Below are 17,547 nucleotides of genomic sequence, written 5' to 3'. Positions count from 1 at the left end.
GGCCATTTCTGGGTCGAAGAGGCGACACAAAGCTAGAATTTCGTTCGCAGCGTCACTCCATAGGTGCGCGGATCACCCAGAGTGCCGGTGATCGCGCCGGTATTGGCCGCGCCGCGCGAAAGAAAATAAGTCGAGTCGGTGATGTTGCGGCCCCAGAACTGGATGTCGAACAGGCCGTCCAGCGTGCGGATGCCGAAACGGATATTAATCAGGTCATAGGACGGGATGGCGGAATAGCGGCTGAGGCTCGCGCTGGTGTTGGTCGCCGAGCGATAGCTGTAGTCGGATCCTAGATACATTTCGGTATCGTGCGCCCCAGTCAGGCCTAGTGGCGCCCGCACCTCGCCGCCCGTGGAGGCCGCCCATTTGGACACGCCCGGCAGCGGCCGCCCGCTCAGGTTGCAGATCGCCTGGCCGGTGATCTCGATCGGGCAGGGCGCATTGGCGTAGGAGATGTAGCGCGCATCGTCGTAGGTGCCCGAGGCGTAAAGGCTGAGCCAGCGCGTCGGCGCGGCGCGCAAGTCCGCCTCGAACCCACGGGTGCGGACCTTGGCCGCGTTGGTGAAGAAGCTGACGCCGTTGCGCTCGATATCGACGATGGTGGTCTGGTAATCCTTCACGTCGGTCCAGAAGGCGGCGATGTTGGCTGTCACGCGCCCGCCCGACCAGGTCGTCTTCGCGCCGGCCTCGTAGCTGTCGATCGTCTCCGGGCGGATGACGGGGTTGGCGGCGAACTGACCGGTCGTGGTGATGTTAGCCAAATTCAGGCCGCCGAACTTGTTACCGCGCGCATAGGTGACATAGGTCAGAAGCGGTTCGGCGACCTTCCACGACAGCGTCGCCTGGCCCGACAGGCGACCTGCCTTCGTCTCCGCCTGGTAATAATTGGCGATGCCGTAGCGCGAGCGGATCGTCTGCGCCGCCGCCTGCTGCGCCGGCGTCAGCGCGACGAGCGAGGCGCCGGTCGCGCCCTGGTCGAAATACCCGGATTTCGTCTCGTAGGTGTAGCGCAGGCCGGTGGTCAGATCGACGCCGGGCACAACGTGCCACACCGTCTGCGCGAAGGCGGCATAGCTGTCGGTGACCGGGCGCGAGTGGCTGACGACGTTGTAGCCATTCAGTGCCGCGGCGCCGACGGTCGCATTGGTCGTCGGCGGCAGGAACCAGTCGGCTGCGCGGATGCCATAGAGGTTCACCGCCTCCGCCTCGATCGACTGGTAGAGATAGTAGAGGCCAGCGACGTAATCCACGCGGCGGTCGCCGTTGGAGGCGACGCGCAGTTCCTGGCTGACCTGTTTCTGCTCGTTGCTCTGGTGGAAATCGGCGCCGGCATCCAGGCTGGTGCTGTCCCCGTCGTTATGCGGGTACCAGTTCCACGCGCGATAGGCGGTGACCGAGGTCAGCGTCGCCGCGCCCAGATCCAGATCGGTCGTCACGTTGAGGCCGTGCTGGTTCATCCGATAGCGCGGATCGGCGTCGACGTCGGTCGTCCGCAGTCGCGGATCGGCGGGAACCGGCGTGTAGCCCAGGCGGGCGGCGCGGTCGTAATAGTTGTTTACGAAGTTCGTGCCGTTGGCATAACTGCGGATCGCGCCCAGCAGAATGCTGCTGGCGGTGAAGGAACTCTGCCAACCCCAGTCGCCGATGATGCGCAGCGTCAGCCGGTCGGTAGGCTTGTAGAGCAGCTGCCCGCGTAGATTCAGGTCGTGGAAGCTCTGGCCATAGCGCCCGTCGAAGCGGTTGAGCGTGAAGCCGTCGCGATCGGTCTTCGACACGAACAGCCGCGCCGCTAGCGTATCGGTCAGCGGGCCGGAGATGTAGGCGTGCAACTGGCGGAAATCGTAATTGCCGATGCTGACGTCGCCGCCGCCCTCGAAATCGAAGGTCGGCTGTTTGGTTGTCACCACCACCGCGCCCGCCGAGGTGTTCTTGCCGAACAACGTGCCCTGCGGCCCGCGCAGCACCTCGATCCGCTCCAGGTCGGCTAGGTCGAACACGGTCTGGCCGGGGCGCGCCAGATAGACGCCGTCGAGATAGACGCCGACCGCCGGCTCCAGCCCGTCATTATAGACGGCGACGTTGTTGCCCAGCCCGCGGATGTTGATGCTGGTATTGCGCGGATTGGTGTTGGTGACGACAAGGCTGGGGGTCAGCTGCTGCAGGTCGCGAAGATTGTAGGTGCGTGTCGATTCGATCTGCGCGGCGCCGAACGCGTTGATCGCGATCGGCACGTCCTGGCTCTTCTCGGTGCGGCGACGGGCGGTGACGAGGATATCCTCGCCGGCACCGGCCTCCGCGCTGCCCCCCGCCGTCTCGGCGGGTGTGCTGCCCGAGCCCTGATCGGCGATGATTGACGCCTCCTGCGCGACGGCCGGCATGGCGGCGAATGCTGCACCGAGAAGGAGGACGGCGCGGCCTGCGCGGCGAATGCGATGCGGCATGAACGGTCTTTCGGATCGGTGGCTCGGGATGCGGCGACGCCGCGTCCGTATGGCTAGAAAGCTGCGCTACCGAAACGAACGAACTAATTCCCATCGATCTGGTAGAGAATCTTTATTGTCGTTCCCTGACCTAGGGTTATGCAGGCGTGTACGTTGCACGCGCGACATCGACGGGAGCAGATATGAGCCGCATTCGATTTCTGGCAGCCGCCGCTATTCCGGCCCTGATTGTGTTCGTCTACGCCACTGCGACGGCTGCGCCCGCCCCGGCCCAGGCACCGGCGCCGCAGGGCGCGCCCAATTTCCTCGTCATCGTCGCCGACGATCTCGGCTGGTCGGACCTGGGTGCGTTCGGCGGTGAGATCGCGACCCCGAACCTCGATGCGCTGGCGCTGTCGGGCGTCCGCTTCACCGGCTTCCACACCGCGCCGACCTGCTCGCCAACCCGGTCGATGCTGATGAGCGGGGTCGACAATCACGAGGCTGGACTGGGAACGATGGCCGAGCTGCTGAGCGATGCCACGCGCGGCCGGCCCGGTTACGAGGGCTATCTCAACGACCGAGTCGCCTCGATCGCGGAGCTGTTGCACGCGGGCGGCTATGCGACGGTAATGGCGGGCAAGTGGCACCTGGGCCTGACCCCCGATCGCGAGCCGGCGGCACGCGGGTTTGAGCACAGCTTCGCGCTGCTACAGGGACTGTCCAACCATTTCGGCGCCGACCAGAACGAGGGCTGGGCCAAGGCGGGGCTCGCCCCCAGCTATCGCGAAGACGGCAAGCCGGCCGCGTTGCCGGTCGGGAGCTTCTCCGCCGATTATTTCGCCGACCGGCTGATCGGCTATCTCGACGCCGCGGCGAAGGCGGGGGACCGACGGCCCTTCTTCGCCTATCTGCCCTTCACTGCGCCGCACTGGCCGCTCCAGGCGCCGGACGAGACAATTGCGCGGTACAAGGGCCGCTACGACCAGGGTTACGAGGCGCTGCGCGCCGCGCGACTGGCGCGGCAGAAGCAGCTGGGCCTGGTGCCGGCCGACGCGGTCGCGCACGTCACCGAGCAGGTCCGCCCCTGGGCGTCGCTGAGCGCCGGGGAGCGGGCGATTGAGGCGCGCAAGATGGAGGTCTATGCGGCGATGGTCGACCGGATGGACCAGAATGTCGGCCGGGTGATCGCTGCCTTGAAAGCGCAGGGCCGCTACGACGACACCATCATCCTGTTCTTCTCCGACAACGGGCCGGAGGGCAACGCGATCGAGGCGCCGAGCCCGCGGTTCAAGGTCGCCAGGCCGGGCGACACGCCGCCACCTGGCGGTCCGGACGCGCCGCAGGCGCCCGATCCCGCGCTCGGCATCGACAACAGCTTGGCCAATATCGGCAAGCCGACCAGCTATGTCGGCTATGGCCCCGGCTGGGCGCAGGCCAATTCGGTGCCGTCCTGGCTGGTCAAGGGCTATACGACCGAGGGCGGCATCCGCGTCAGTGCCTTCGCCGCGGGCAAGGGCGTGAGCGGCGGCGGCGGACGCATCGCCACCGCCAATCTCGACGTGCGCGACGTGGCACCGACGCTGCTCGACTATGCCGGGTTGAAACAGCCCGCGCAGTTCGCCGGCCACGCGATCCTGCCGCACGAGGGGCGTAGCCTGCGTCCGGTCCTGTCCGGCGGCGCTGCCGCGGTGCGCAGCCCGACGGATACGCTCGGTTACGAACTCTTCTTCCGTCGTGCGCTGCGCAAGGGCGATTGGAAGGTGGTGTATTTGCCGGCCGGCACCAATCGCTACACGCGCAAGGGCGTTAGCACCGGCCGCTGGCAGCTGTTCGACCTTGCGGCCGATCCCGGCGAGACGCGCGATCTCGCGACGGAACAGCCGGCGCGGCTTGCCGAACTGGTCGCGGCCTATGACGGCTATGCCAGGGCCAAGGGGGTGGTGCCGCTGCCGGCTGCCGATCCGGCACCGGCAACGCCGCCGGGCGCGCGGCCGTGAGAGGTCGGGCCGCGCTATTGCTGGCACTCGTCGCCGCGACCACTGTCGGCGCCCGTACACCGCCCCGATCTTTGTCTCCGTCCGCCCGCTGCCTGACGGTTGATACGCGCCGGTTCGTGGCGGCAGGAACCGTCCTGCTGGGCGAGGATGGTCCGGGTCGTTCGGGCGAGGCGACTAGGGTCGATGCCTTCTGGATCGATGCGCACGAAGTGACCAATCGCCAGTTCGCCGACTTCGTCGCGGCGACCGGGCATGTCACGCGCGCTGAGCGAGACGGCGCCTCGGCGCTGTTCGTGTCGCCCACCGAGCCTGTATCCCTCAACGATGCGTCGCGCTGGTGGCGGTTCGTCAAGGGCGCGGACTGGCGGCATCCGGAGGGGCCCGGCAGCGACTTGGCTGGCAAGGCGGATGTCCCAGTCGTCCATGTCGATCGCGATGATGCGGCTGCCTATGCCCGTTGGGCCGGAGGCACGCTGCCCAGCAGCGCGCAGTGGGAACACGCCGCCCGCGGCGCCCAGCACGCGGGGCGCGACCCACTGAGTTGGGCGTTCAAGAACGGCAAGCCGCGCGCCAATGTATGGGAAGGCGTATTCCCGATCCGCGACACCGGCGATGACGGCTATGCCGGTATCGCGCCGGTGGGTTGCTTCGAGCCGAACGACTTGGGCATCTACGACATGGTCGGCAATGTCTGGGAATGGGTCGCAGGCAACGCCGCGATGGGGCTGGTGAAGGGCGGCAGCTTTCTTTGCGCGATGAACTATTGCGCCAATTTCCGCCCCGCTGCCTACCAGGCGCAGGAACGTGACTTGCCGACATCGCACATCGGATTTCGAGTGGTCTACACCAAGCCTACTGATGAAGTTCGATCCTAGATACTATGTACCTGCGAAATGCTATATGAGGAGACGGATCACGCAATCTTCGCCTTCCGCTTTACCTGAACCCTAGGTTGTGTAACGTTTTCGGTGATCGAAAAGTGAATTTTTTTCACTAAACGTGCGGCGGCTTTCGGCACGTTCCAAAAGTGGCGGGAATGACCAGCAATGGGTCGTTCGTTAGTCTGGCAAGCTTAGGATCGTGATGTCGGTGGTATGCAGCAGGCCGACAACGTGTCAGCGTCTTCTCCGCTTCTTGCGTTTTGCTTGACCGATATTCCACTGCGTTCGCCCGAACCCGTAAACGGCAAGGCTACCGAGCAGTGCTAGCGCAAGGCCGGAGACACTCATCGCCAGTTTCCATAGGATACCGCCGGTCTTGGCAGCATGGACCGGATAGAGCTTCTCGCGGATAGAGGCCGCAGCGTCACGCGTCGCCGGATGGGCGCGGCCGACAATCGCGAGCGTGGACGGATCAGCATAGACGAATGTTCGCCCGTTGGGTGTCCATTCGAACGATTGGCGAAGTCGCAGCACGAGGGGCGCGCCTGCCTTTCGAGGCCATTGCAGCCGGCGAAGTTCGGCACCCGGAAACATGCTGGCGGCCCTGACGAGCAACGGCGTCAGATCCGCGCGAGCATTTCGCTCTTGGACCGAGGCGACGCTCGGCGGTCGCGGACGTGATTCCGCCAGGAGCGGGCCACCGAGTACAGGAAAGACCATCAGCGCCCCCGTCACCAGCGATACGATCAGCAGCGGTGCGGTTACGACACCCATGTCGCGATGGTGATGGACGATCGCGCCGGGCTTCATCGTTGTCGGCCAGAGCCGAAACTGAAAGCGACTGCGCGTCCGCCACCACAGGATGATCCCCGTCACGACGAAAAACAGACCGATCAGACCGGCGACACCCGTCACAGCTTCGCCGACATCGCCGATCAATAACCGGTGGTGCAGGTCAAACATCCATAGCTCGGGCCGCTGCCACGAGGAGGACCAGCGCGCGACCGTCTCACCAGCCTGGCTCAGATAGGCGCCGCCACCGTCCGCGAAGATGACCTGATGGACGCCCAGGCCATCGCCGGCAAAGGTGATGCGGTCGACCGGTCGTGATCCCTCCGCTAGCGTCGTCGCAATCCGCGCCAGGGTCGCGAGATCGGGACGGACGGGATCGCCGGCATGGGCTACGAACGTCAGGTCGTCTCGCCATACCAGCAGCGTTCCCGTCAGCCCCAGCATGGCCAGCAACAGGCCGCCGATCGCGCCGATCCAGCGGTGAAGCAGCGATAGCGTGCGCATCACAAGCCGGCTTGCCAGCTCAGCGTGAAATTGCGGCCCCGCCCGGTGTAGAAGCGGGCATTGTCGGTTGGCCCCTGCGTATCGCTGTAATAGGTGACGTAGTCGGTATTGCCCAGGTTCTGGACACTCAGCATCACCCGGCCGACCGGCAGCTCGTAGGCGCCATAGGCATCGAACAAACGGTAGCCGACGAAATCGTTGGCGATCGGCTGCCCCTGAAACCGGCGTGATAAATACCAGCGCCCCTGCGCACGCGCGCTGAAGCGACCGCTGCTATAGTCGAGGTTGAGGTTCAGACGGTCGGGCGAGATGTTGGCGCCGTCGAGATCGGCGTCGAGCGCACCGTCCGCGTTGGTGTCCGTCCGGCCAGTGACGTGGCTGTAGCCGGTCCCGATCTTCAGGCCGGGCAATGGCATACGAACATCGAGGTTTAGCTCCAGCCCCTCGATGTCGACCGGCTGACGGTTGACGTTGAAGATGCCGTCGTCATTGCGGACCAGCACCTGTCCCGCCTCGCTCGACGACCAGTAATAGGTGGCGCTGGCGACAAGCGGGCCTTGCGTCACCTCGACGCCCACCTCGCGGTTGTTTGAGATGACCGGCGTCAGGTCGAGGAACCCGTCGATCCGCACGTTCGGCTGGCTGATCCCGCGCAACACACGGCCGATGTCGGCGATTGTATAGCCCTCCGCATAGCTGCCATAGGTACGGATGCCCTTCATCGGCTCCAACACGACGCCACCGTTCCACAAGGCGCGGTCGAACGCCGGCTTGCCGCCGGTGACGAAGCGCGAGCCGGATGTCGCCAGCGTCGTATAGTCGGGTACGTCGAGCCGCACATTTTCGTACCGCACGCCGCCCGCCAGCCGGACGATGCCGTTGAACAACCTGAGGTTGGCCTGACCGAACGGGGCAAGGCTGCGGAAATCGGTCTGCGGCACCCATACCCGATCGGTCTGCACCAGTGTCTGCGCAGTGCGGTCCAACAGTGCGTCGAACCCTGCGGTAAGCGTCAGCGCCTCCAAACCGGTAACCGCGCGCTCGTAGCTCACCTTGCCGCCCAGTTTGCGCGACACGTTGCGCGATTGCTCGAACAGTGTGCCGACCGGTGCGATCCGCGCATCCTGGAAGGTTGCGAGGATGCCGCCCGCGAAGGTGTCGCTCGTGCGGTTGTAGAAGCCCTGCAACGTGAACGCGCCGCCTGCGAGATCGCCGTCCGTCAGTGATGCCGACACCATCTGCGCGACACCGGTGGAAGGCTGTCCCGGCGTTTCGCCGCGGCGGGTCGTCGCGGGGATGCCGCGTGCACGGCTGCCCTCTACCGGCACATAATGGTTGTTGCCTTGCAGCCGGAAGCGGTTGGCGATGACCTCGAACCGGGCGGTATCCGACACATCGACGCCGACGCGACCGAAGAAGGACAGCGTATCGGTGTCCTGTATCTCGCTTTGGTTGCCATCATAGCCGATGCGCCTGCCGCGGCCGTCCAGAAATGCTCCGCGTCGTTCGAAAGCGATGCCGCCGGTGGCGTCGAACCGTCCGCTGCGAAAATTGACGACGCCGGCGACCTTGCCGCCAAGTGAAGCACCCGCGAAGTCGTCGCCGCTGTTGCCCTGAAGAAGCGCTCGACCGCTCCAGCCGTTTTCCCGGGGCGCGCGCACCGTGACCTGGTTGACGACCCCGCCCGTTGCGCCGATCCCCTGAAGCGCGTTGGAACCGTAGATGACCTCAATACGGTCGATGAAGAAGGGGTCGATCATATAGCCGTCGCGCGCACCATCGCGGATCGGCGTGGTCTGCGGGATGCCGTTGATGGCATAGAGCGGTGAGCGACCGCGCAACGTCTCGCCGACGCCGGTGATCTTCTCGCGCGTGGGCGAGAAGGCGGGCAGCAGCGCCGACACCGCGTCGACCACCGATCCAGACACCGTGACCTGACGTGACAGCGTCTCGCGATCGATTAAATCCACCGTCAGCGGCAGGGCACTGGCGGGCAGGTTTGTCCGCGCGGCCGTCACGACGATGTCTTCCCGGCGGCTGTCCAATGGTTCGCCACCATCCCGTGTCTCCTGTGCGCTTGCGCCGGTGACCCAGATGACGCTTACTGCAAGAGCGCCGAGTACGAGCTTCATACCAATTCCCCTTTCGGAGGCAGATACAAACCCCGCTCAACAACTGCAACCGTGTCGCAATAGCGATTGGTATGAACCGGTGTGTAGCGCCGTAAGAACCGGCCCATATGGACACCGTTGCGCACGTTGCACGCGCTTGCGGCATAGATGGTGTCGTAACCCCGCGTCATGGCTGTGCATCCAGCACATAGCTGCGCAGCACAGGGTTGAGCTCGGTCTGATATCCCCGGTCTTGGGCATGGTTCTTGAATGAGGCGACCACGTCAACATCAATGCGAGCATGACCGGCTTTTTGATCGGGCGGTGTAACCCGGGCGAACCTGTAGCCAAGCCTCAGCCAAAGCTTCCAAGGTTTCCGCCGTTTCTACGCGGTCCTCGGCAAAGCAGCGCGCTTGTCGAGTGCGGCCTGCAATCCGGGGTTAAACGCCTCCTTGCTCATCGTGGCGTTTTCCCTGCTTTGACGCCTTCTCGTCGCCGAGAAGCATGTCTGATTCTCGTTACCGCCATCAGGGCAGTTCATCGGTCGCAACGTTCTCGCAACGTGAAGATGAACAAGCGTCTGAAGTTGGGGGACGTAGGGGAAGGGTGCGAATGTCTGGTTTTGGGTCACCTCTTCACTCGTGCTTTCAGCACAGTTGCCAGCGATCAATGAGCGCCGTCACCAGGACGATACACCCGCTCAACATGACCGGCGAGCTCGTCGGGGTGGAAGTAGACAGGCCGAAGGCGACCGCTGGCGTATCGGTCGACTTGGTCGGCAAAGTGAGGTGAGGCCGGATTACCGCTCTGCCCGCCCGCCATCACGGCCTTCGCCCTAACGCGCGGGCCGAACTCGACCACCGCAACGAAGCTGTTGCCGCTGGTGCCGTAGTAGCGCTTCGTTCCCGGCCACGTCTTCGCGCCGAACGAGGCGAGGCTGCCCCATTGCGCCGAGGTGAAGGGCACCGCCGTCGACGGCTTCGCGTCGTCGAAGTGCGGCCGGATGGCGTCGTCGAGCCGCTGGAAGCGGTTGATCGCGTTCCATGGTGTGTTCCAGCTGCCGAAATCGCGTTTCAGTTGAGCGACCGCCGTTCCCAGCGCGGCGAGCTTGGCGGCGGCATCGACGCGGGTGCCGATGTAGTCGGGCACGTTGATCCGCTCCGCCTGTGCCAAGCTGCCGACCTCGCGCCAGAGCTGGTCGCCCCAGTAGACAGCCAAGCTGGTCGCGACGGAGCCGCTGCTCCAGCGATGATCCCACCGGGCGATCGTGGCGATCGGTGCGGCCAGTGCGCGCCGGCGCGGGTCGTTCGCCGGCAGGGCGCGCCAGGCGGCGACCAGGCCGGGCAGTAGTCGCGCAAAGGCAGGCAGATAAGGATCGTAGGCGGCGACGCGCAGCCGCTCGAGCGTCCAGCCGCGCTTGCCGGTCAGTAGCAGGTCGGCATGTTCGCCACGGGCGTTGCCGCCGACCTGATCCATGTAGCGCGGATAATCGGCTGCCTTGGGACTTTCAGGTCCGGCTGCGCTCCAAGGCCAGTCGTTGGTGTTGTGGACCCAGCCGACCCGCGGATTGGTGACGCTAGGCAAGCTGGCAAGCGTGTGCAGCCCTCGCCAGTCGGTCGCGGGATCACTGCCGTCGACAGGGCGGGTATAGTCGTATCGATCATCGCGCACCGGCATGAACTGCGGCATCAGGAACGCGATCTTGCCCTTGTCGTCGGCGAACAGCGTGTCGTTCGAGGAATTCGCCTTTCGCTCGGCCACCGCGACATACGAAGCGAGGTCGGTGGCCTTGGTGCGCAGCCAGCTCTGCTCCAGCGCCGGGACGGGCCGCCACATCAGCGCGGTTGCGATCCATCGACCGTTCTTTGCCGCGACGATCGGTCCGTGATGCGTTCGCCAGGTCGTGAACCGCCGCTCGCCCAGGTTGCCGTCGGGCCGGCGGAAGTGGATCATCACCGTGCGCGCCGCGACCGGGCGCGTCTCGCCACCGTAGCGGTAGGCCCAGCCGTCGCCGCGACGCACCACTGCCTCTGCGAACTGGTCGACATTGTCGACGGTGGAGGAGGTGTGCATCCAGCCGGCGTGAGCGTTGAACCCCTGGTAGACGAAGAACTGCCCCCAGGTGCTCGCGCCATAGGCGTTCAGGCCCTCGTTGCTGGTCATCTGCGCTTCCGAGCGGAAGTAGAAGCTGGTGTGCGGATTGATGAGGAGGAGCGCCCGGCCGTTGGCGGTTAGCTTCGGCGCGATGGCGATGCCGTTCGACCCCGACGGTTCACGCGGGACCGCCCCCAGCTCTTCCGGCGTCGGTGGGGTCGGGTGGCCGTAGAAGGTCTGGAGGTCGGCGAGCGAGATGCGCTCGATATCGCCGCCGATGCTGCCTTCGGTGAAGCTCAGCGCCATCCACGGCTCGAACCGGGTCAGCACCCTTGGCTTCACCCGCGGGTGCGTCGCGAGGTAGAAGTCCAGCCCGTCAGCCCAGGCGTCCATCAGCGTGCGCAGCCAGGCGGGACTGGCGGCGTATTGGGCCTGAAGTTCGGCCGGATCGACGAACAGCCGCTGGCGCAGATCGGCCCAGATGGCCTGCTCGCCCTCTGCCTCGGCGGTGCGGCCGAGCGCGGCCAAATAATTGGCCTCGATCCGGGCGAAGTTGTCCTCTGCCTGCGCATAGCTCATGCCGAACACCGCGTCGGCGTCGCTACGGCCGCGCACGTGGGGGATGCCCCAATCGTCGCGCGTGATCGTCACCCGTGCCGCCTCGGTCTGCCACCGTGCCATGTCGGGATCGCGCGCGGCGGCAGTCGTCGCTAAAAAGGCTGCGAAGATCAGTGGATTGCGTGTGCGCAGAAGGAGGGAAACCATGGCGCCAGCCTAGAACGGGGAGTGAGGCATGGCCAAGCGTTGGTTGACGATGGGCGATCACCTCGGCGTGGTTAAGCCAGGCCTGCTCACCGACCTGATCGCCGTTGCGCGCAATCAGACTTTACACGTTGCCGCTAATCGCTCTGTGCGGCTGGCGAGCAAGGATGGCACCACCGTTAGCATGTAGCAAGGCGCTGTCGCTCTAGCCTTCTCGAGCTGGCGGAGCGAAGATGAACGGATGACCGGCTCTGGGAAGTAGGCGCGAGGCGTCGAACGGCCGCAACTGGATCGGCCTCTGCGAGCATTGATCTAACTTGGTCTCAGCGGCGATCGGCATCATCCACGTTCACCGTCGACCGGATGAATCCCGCGACATCCGCCAGGACCGGTCCACGACCGCGAAACGGGCGGGCGAGCGCGAGCAGGATGCTGACATGGCCCAGTTTGGGATATGCCCGTTGCTTCACGGCAACGCCGCCCGCGCGCAGCCTGTCGGCCAGCGCTTCGCTGTTTCGGGGACGCACGACGGTATCCTCGGCCCCGTATAGCAGAAGTGCGGGTGGATCACCGGTTCCGGCCCATGTCACCGGCTGTGTCTCCGCCGGGTTGGATACCTGCCCGAAGGCGGCACGGCTCGCATCCACGTCGAACGGTGCAAAGTCATAGGGTCCAGCAAGCCCGACGAACCCCCGCACGACCGACCGCGTCTCTCCCAGCCAGCGCGGATCGACCGCCAGCATCGCGGCGATATACGCGCCCGCTGAATGGCCCATCCGCACGACCGAGCGGCCATCGCCGCAATATCGGTCGGCGTTCGCGCGCACCCAGCGTACGGCGGCGGCACCGTCCTCGACGAACCCCGGATACCGGACGTCGGGCACCAGCCGGTAATCCGGGACGACGGTCACGAACCCCTGCGCCGCCAGCGCGCGGCCGACGAACGTATAGCCCGCCCGCGTTCCGCTGTTCCAGCTGCCGCCATAGAAGAACACCACGACCGGTCGCGGCTGCCCGCAATCGCCACGCGGTGCGTAGACGTCCAGTCGCTGTCGTGGCGCCGACCCATAGGCCAGCCCCTTGGCGACCAGGGTACCGCCCCGATCCTTCGGCACCAGCCTGTCGAAGGCGCCAAGCGGCGAACAGGAGGTGGCAAGCGCCCCGAGCAAGGCGCCGATCACCGAACCCACGCCGCGCCGCCTCATGCTATTCCTGCCCCGGATCATATCGTGCGTCCTCCCGTTTTTCCCCGCAGCGTAGCCGGCGTCGCCGGGTGGGGCACGCCACGCGCACCTTTCAAACGCCGCCCGTGCGCCGCATAGCGGGTGATGGCCGACCCTATCCTCTACAGCTTTCGTCGTTGCCCCTATGCAATGCGTGCGCGACTGGCACTGGTCGTCAGTGGCGTGCGCTATGAACTCCGCGAGGTTCGCCTCTCGGCCAAGCCCGATGCGATGCTCGCGATTTCGCCCAAGGGTACCGTGCCGGTCCTGCGAACCGCCGAGGGCGCGGTGATCGACCAAAGTCTCGGGGTCATGCGGTGGGCGTTGTCGCTGCGTGACCCGGACGACTGGCTGGCGCGCGACGATCTGGCCCTGATCGCCAGCAACGACGGCAGCTTCAAGCATCACCTCGACCGTTATAAATATCCCGATCGCCATGGTTCGAACGCGGCCGAGCATCGCGATCTCGGCCTTTTGTTCCTACGAGAACTCGATGCCCGCCTAGCCTCCACGGGACAGCTCGCCGGGATACGAATGGGTATCGTTGATGCAGCGATCATGCCGTTCGTTCGGCAATTCGCCGCAGTCGATCGGGAATGGTTCGACACGCTGACGCTGCCCCATTTGCAGGCGTGGCTTGCGGCGCACCTCGCCTCCGATCTGTTCCAGCGGATCATGTACCGGGTCGCGCCATGGTGTCCGGGCGAGCGGATTGTCATCGTGGAGGGCGGGGCGCAGGTCGATCCGCCCGCAAACGCCGGGGTATGGTCCGACTTCCCCGCATTCCTCTGATCCCCCATAAGGTTAGCGGGGCAGCTACGCGGAGCGGTTGGGAAGCGCCGGACGCCGAGATGAATGAGCGCCCGGGTTTGGGAAGCGGCAGGACGCTCGGAACGACCGCTACTGGGTCAGAGCCGCAGCTGGACTCCGCTCACCCCCAGGTGCGCACAATGCCGGTATCCAAATGTACAAAGCCGTCATGCGGATAATAACCGACGCCACCGCCTCGCAGCGACAGGGCGGCGGCATGGAGGCGGTTCAGTGGCACGCCCGGAATTGCGATATCAGTCGCCTTGCCGAGCATGTGCTGGCTGTTGCTGGCGACGCCGCGAGATCGCGCGTGCCGCATGGCGTTGGTCTTGGGGCAGCGATAGCCGGAGATCAGCTTAATTGGCTTGTTTGGCGCCACATCGAGGCGGTCGCGGACGCACACCAGCAAGTCGAGAAGTTTGGGATCCATGGATCGCGTCGCCCCCGTGCGCCAATCCCGCATGGCATGGTTGAGCTCGGCGAGACCCTCGGCGCGATAGTGGCCGTTGGCAAAGAAGCAGGCGTCGAAGCGCTCGCCGTTGTTCACGTTGACCAGCGCAAGGCGACGCTCCGGCGTGCGGGCGGATAACCGTTGCGGGAGGGCGGCCATTACCAGTGCGGTGGTTCCGCCTCCGAGGAAACTGCGACGTGAAAACAAAGTATTGGGCATATTCAGTTCCGGTTTAGGCGAGTGCGCTCCTTACAGCATGATGTTGCGGAAGCCGCGTGTACCGCCTGTTATTTGTCGCGTAACTTCAACCACTCGCCCGATTGCCGTTGGGGAACGCTTCGCTCAGTCCGACTGGAAGTGCTAGATTCGTCCGTGCCGTGGTGCCCGCGATCTTCGCCACGGCCTCGCAACCCGACCCAAGTGGTGCGAGACTGGCTCAAGCAGATTGATCGGAGCATCATGGAAGGGGACGGCGAGGTCACAGTGATCAAGAAGGAGGACGCCTGATCACGCGATCGCCAGATACGCTAGGGCACCGCTTACCTCGGCTTCGTCCGTCGCGCTTGCTGACTGTCGGACAGAAAATTGATTTGCCCTAAAGTGCCTGCGCTCGCCGGTGAAATGAACGAATGGCGGAAGTTCGGAAGCGAGATAGGCGACCTGCGCAACCACTTGTGGGTCGTGCTAATCGTCGATAGTCGAGGCAGTATTCGACTGACTGGGCTGAGCCGAGCTAGGTCCAAGGGGAGGTGACGTGGAGGACGCTTCCGTGACGTACCTGTCCCATACGGCTTCCCTCCGTTTCAACGAAAGGATCGCACCATCAAACCGTGGGATCAAACACCTAAGCGCACAGCAAGCTTGACCGTCATGTTTGAGGGGTGGCTTTGATAACGGGATGATTTCAGGCTGCGGAGGTGATGGCCGAGATTGAACGGGGCTTCAGCATCATCGTCTGCCTGATGCTCTCGGGATCGGCCAAGGTGCGCGACGGCCGCCCGATCAGATACCCCTGTATCGCAGAGCATCCCTCGCGCGCGACGATCGAAAGCTGCGAAGGCTCTTCGATGCCTTCCGCCAGGACCCGCATTTGCAGCGTGGCACCAAGGCTGGCCACCGATCGCAGGATCGATACGGCCTGCTCGTCATGCTCGATCTCGGCAACGAATGATGCATCGAGCTTGATGCAGTCGAACGGCACCGATCGCAGAACATCAAGCGAGGAGTAACCAACGCCGAAATCGTCCAGCGCTATGGCTATTCCCATGGCTTTCAGCGCGCGGAGTTGTTCGAGCGCGAAGCGGCGATCATGGATGATCGCACTTTCTGTCAGTTCCAAGGTCAGGCGTCCGGCTGATAATCCGCTGTCAGTCAGCGCGGCACGAACGGTATCGATGAGGCGCGGATCACTCAGATGTTTCGGTGACAGGTTCACCGACACATTATGCTGGTCCGGCCACAACGCCGCTTCGAAGCAGGCTCGACGCAAGATCCAGATGCTGAGCGGCACGATCTCGCCGCTTTCTTCGGCCAGCGGGATAAAGGCCGCAGGCGAAATCATGCCCCTGGCCGGATGGTGCCAGCGCACCAGCGCTTCGTAGCCCGTAATCTCCCCGGTCGCGACCGCAGCCTGTACCTGGAAATGAAGCTCGAACGCTTCGGTTTCTATCGCGGTCCGAAGGTCGGCGACAAGCTCGCGCCGGATACGCGCGGCATCGTCCATTTCCGCGTCGTAGAAGCACGGTTCTGCTGAATGGGCGGACTTTGCCCGGTACATCGCCAGATCAGCTTTCGCGAGCAAGGCATCGGCATCGAAACCGTCATGCACCGCCAGAGCGACGCCGATGTTGGCACCGATCGCAGCGGTGAACCGATCGAACACGAACGGCGCAACAAAGGCGGTGCGTAGGCGGTCAAGGAAATCAGTAAGTTCTTGTGGTTCGTCATAGGATATGATCGCGGCAAACTCGTCGCCGCCCAACCGCCCGACACATTCCTCAGGCTTCAAAAGGGCTGTCAACCGGGCGGCCAGCGCCATCAGAAGCTGGTCGCCGGCCTGGTGCCCGTAGGTGTCGTTGACCACCTTGAAGCGGGAAAGGTCCATCATGACGACGGCCATGCACGCATAGCCGCCCTTCACCAGGAAACGACGCTCCAACTCCTCAATGAAGCTCATTCTATTTGGTAGATCGGTTAGTCCGTCGTGCAACGCCATGCGACGCAAGCGGCGGTAGGACTCGCTTTGCGTATGACCGTCGATCAGGGCACTTATCGCTGCGCAGCCGACGATGATGAGTGATGCAACGGCCGTGGCAATGGCAAGGCCAACCATTGTCAGGTCAGACAGACCATCGCCCAGCTTCAGCACGGTGATGCTCATTGCCGCCATGCCTGTGAAATGCAGCGCGGCGACGGCGAGGCTCAACAGCAATACCGCATGCATTCGCCGCCATGGCCGGCGCGTGGTCAGCAGATGGAAGGCGATCCCGCCAAGTGCGACTGACAGCAGCACCGATGCCACGACATAGCCCCAGGCCCAGGTCACGATGCCGTCGACCCGGTAAGCGGACATGCCAAGGTAATGCATAAGTGAGATAGCGATCCCGACAATGCCACCCCCGGCCAGGCCGCCCCATCGCTTGCAAGTGGCGGCAGTGGCCAGACCGGGCACCGCCAGCCCGATAGCGGCGAGCAGCGACAAGAGCGTCAGCAGGGGATCAAGCACGACCGGCGCGTGAGCACGAAAAGCCATCATCGCAACGAAGTGCGTGGCCCAGACCATGGTCCCCGTGGCGACGGCCGCCATTAGCACCCAGCCGAGCCGGCTTTTACCGCTTGCCGATTTGATGCGGCCGAACAGCTGGATGGTTGCCGATGACCCGACGAGACAGACCAGCAAGGCCAAGGCGACGAGCCGTGCATCGTGTTCCTGGGCGATGCACAAGGCTATGCGCATCATGCGGCGTGCCCCCACAAGTCCAGACGGCTTTCCAGCGACATGGCAGCTTGGCGGGCAAGACCCAGAAGATAGGCTTTTTGATCGTCGGAGGCCGGCGCTCGATGGGCCGTATCAACCACGCAAAGGGCGCCGACATCGATACCATTCAGCAGGCGTAGTCGCGCACCGATATAATAGCGGACGTGCGGTTCCCCGAGGACGCCAGGCAAGGTGGCGAAGCGCGGATCGCGCTGCGGGTCACAGCATTCCAGGACGTTCGCGCAACCGAGCGTATAGCTGCAGAAACCTTCATCACGCGGCATGCAGCCTGTTGGAAAACCGTGGCCAGCCGTGACAATCTGTTTGTCACCATGGATCAGCGACATCGCCGCCATCGGAGCGGCAAAGGCGGAAGCAGCGGCGTTGACGAAGCGGTCGAAAACCGGCCCCGGCGACGGGTCCGGGCCGGTCAATTCGCGAACCGCCAGGGAACGGCGGTGTTCACGAAACAAGGATTTGAGCATCGACTTCCCGTATCGTCATAGAAAATCACTCCATGAC

Annotated in this window: 12 protein-coding genes; 4 read left to right on the top strand and 8 right to left on the bottom strand. The window is 64.5% G+C overall.

Annotation, left to right across the window (positions count from 1 at the left end; all coding sequences use genetic code 11):
* Positions 1-32: 32 nt before the first annotated feature.
* Entirely contained in the window at positions 33-2,441 is a 2,409-nt protein-coding gene (locus NPJ82_RS10280) for a TonB-dependent receptor (protein ID WP_342657295.1), read from the bottom strand.
* A gap of 182 nt (positions 2,442-2,623) precedes the next feature.
* On the opposite strand from NPJ82_RS10280, the gene NPJ82_RS10275 reads away from it, so the two are divergent.
* Both NPJ82_RS10275 and NPJ82_RS10270 read left to right on the top strand, forming a co-directional pair.
* Positions 2,624-4,420 carry an arylsulfatase gene (locus NPJ82_RS10275; RefSeq protein ID WP_342657294.1) on the top strand — a complete coding sequence of 599 codons (1,797 nt, stop codon included), beginning with the start codon at positions 2,624-2,626 and terminating at the stop codon, positions 4,418-4,420.
* Positions 4,421-4,536: 116 nt separating this feature from the next.
* Positions 4,537-5,295, top strand: a complete 759-nt coding sequence (locus tag NPJ82_RS10270; protein WP_342657293.1) for an SUMF1/EgtB/PvdO family nonheme iron enzyme — start codon at positions 4,537-4,539, stop codon at positions 5,293-5,295.
* 240 nt (positions 5,296-5,535) lie between these two features.
* On the opposite strand, the gene NPJ82_RS10265 is transcribed toward NPJ82_RS10270, so the two are convergent.
* The 3 genes from NPJ82_RS10265 to NPJ82_RS10255 form a co-directional block, all read right to left on the bottom strand.
* Positions 5,536-6,597 (bottom strand): PepSY-associated TM helix domain-containing protein, encoded by a 1,062-nt coding sequence (locus NPJ82_RS10265; protein WP_342657292.1) that lies wholly within the window; start codon positions 6,595-6,597, stop codon positions 5,536-5,538.
* Complete coding sequence (locus NPJ82_RS10260; protein WP_342657291.1) at positions 6,597-8,729, bottom strand: TonB-dependent receptor; 2,133 nt, start codon at positions 8,727-8,729, stop codon at positions 6,597-6,599. Before NPJ82_RS10260 ends, NPJ82_RS10265 begins: the two co-directional genes overlap by 1 nt.
* A gap of 645 nt (positions 8,730-9,374) precedes the next feature.
* Positions 9,375-11,567, bottom strand: a complete 2,193-nt coding sequence (locus NPJ82_RS10255) for a penicillin acylase family protein (RefSeq protein ID WP_342657290.1) — start codon at positions 11,565-11,567, stop codon at positions 9,375-9,377.
* Positions 11,568-11,595: 28 nt separating this feature from the next.
* Between NPJ82_RS10255 and NPJ82_RS10250 the strand changes: the two genes are divergently transcribed.
* Positions 11,596-11,754, top strand: a complete 159-nt coding sequence (locus NPJ82_RS10250) for a hypothetical protein (RefSeq protein ID WP_342657289.1) — start codon at positions 11,596-11,598, stop codon at positions 11,752-11,754.
* 133 nt (positions 11,755-11,887) lie between these two features.
* Here the strand turns inward: NPJ82_RS10250 and NPJ82_RS10245 are convergent, their stop codons facing one another.
* Positions 11,888-12,769 (bottom strand): alpha/beta hydrolase, encoded by an 882-nt coding sequence (locus tag NPJ82_RS10245; protein ID WP_342657288.1) that lies wholly within the window; start codon positions 12,767-12,769, stop codon positions 11,888-11,890.
* A gap of 123 nt (positions 12,770-12,892) precedes the next feature.
* On the opposite strand from NPJ82_RS10245, the gene NPJ82_RS10240 reads away from it, so the two are divergent.
* Complete coding sequence (locus NPJ82_RS10240) at positions 12,893-13,579, top strand: glutathione S-transferase (protein ID WP_342657287.1); 687 nt, start codon at positions 12,893-12,895, stop codon at positions 13,577-13,579.
* Between the two features lie 139 nt (positions 13,580-13,718).
* On the opposite strand, the gene NPJ82_RS10235 is transcribed toward NPJ82_RS10240, so the two are convergent.
* The 3 genes from NPJ82_RS10235 to NPJ82_RS10225 all read right to left on the bottom strand — a co-directional run bounded on the left by NPJ82_RS10235 (position 13,719) and on the right by NPJ82_RS10225 (position 17,510).
* Positions 13,719-14,207 (bottom strand): DUF882 domain-containing protein, encoded by a 489-nt coding sequence (locus NPJ82_RS10235; RefSeq protein ID WP_342658997.1) that lies wholly within the window; start codon positions 14,205-14,207, stop codon positions 13,719-13,721.
* Positions 14,208-14,952: 745 nt separating this feature from the next.
* A complete protein-coding gene (locus tag NPJ82_RS10230; protein WP_342657286.1) occupies positions 14,953-17,007 on the bottom strand; it encodes an EAL domain-containing protein in 2,055 nt (684 codons plus the stop codon).
* On the bottom strand, positions 17,004-17,510 hold the full coding sequence (locus NPJ82_RS10225; RefSeq protein WP_342657285.1) for a GAF domain-containing protein: 507 nt from the start codon (positions 17,508-17,510) through the stop codon (positions 17,004-17,006). Before NPJ82_RS10225 ends, NPJ82_RS10230 begins: the two co-directional genes overlap by 4 nt.
* Positions 17,511-17,547: the final 37 nt, after the last annotated feature.

The sequence above is a fragment of the Sphingomonas sp. NY01 genome (genome assembly GCF_038809135.1).
GTDB classification, from domain to species: Bacteria; Pseudomonadota; Alphaproteobacteria; order Sphingomonadales; family Sphingomonadaceae; genus Sphingomonas; species Sphingomonas carotinifaciens.
This window is presented reverse-complemented; position numbering and strand designations above follow the sequence as displayed.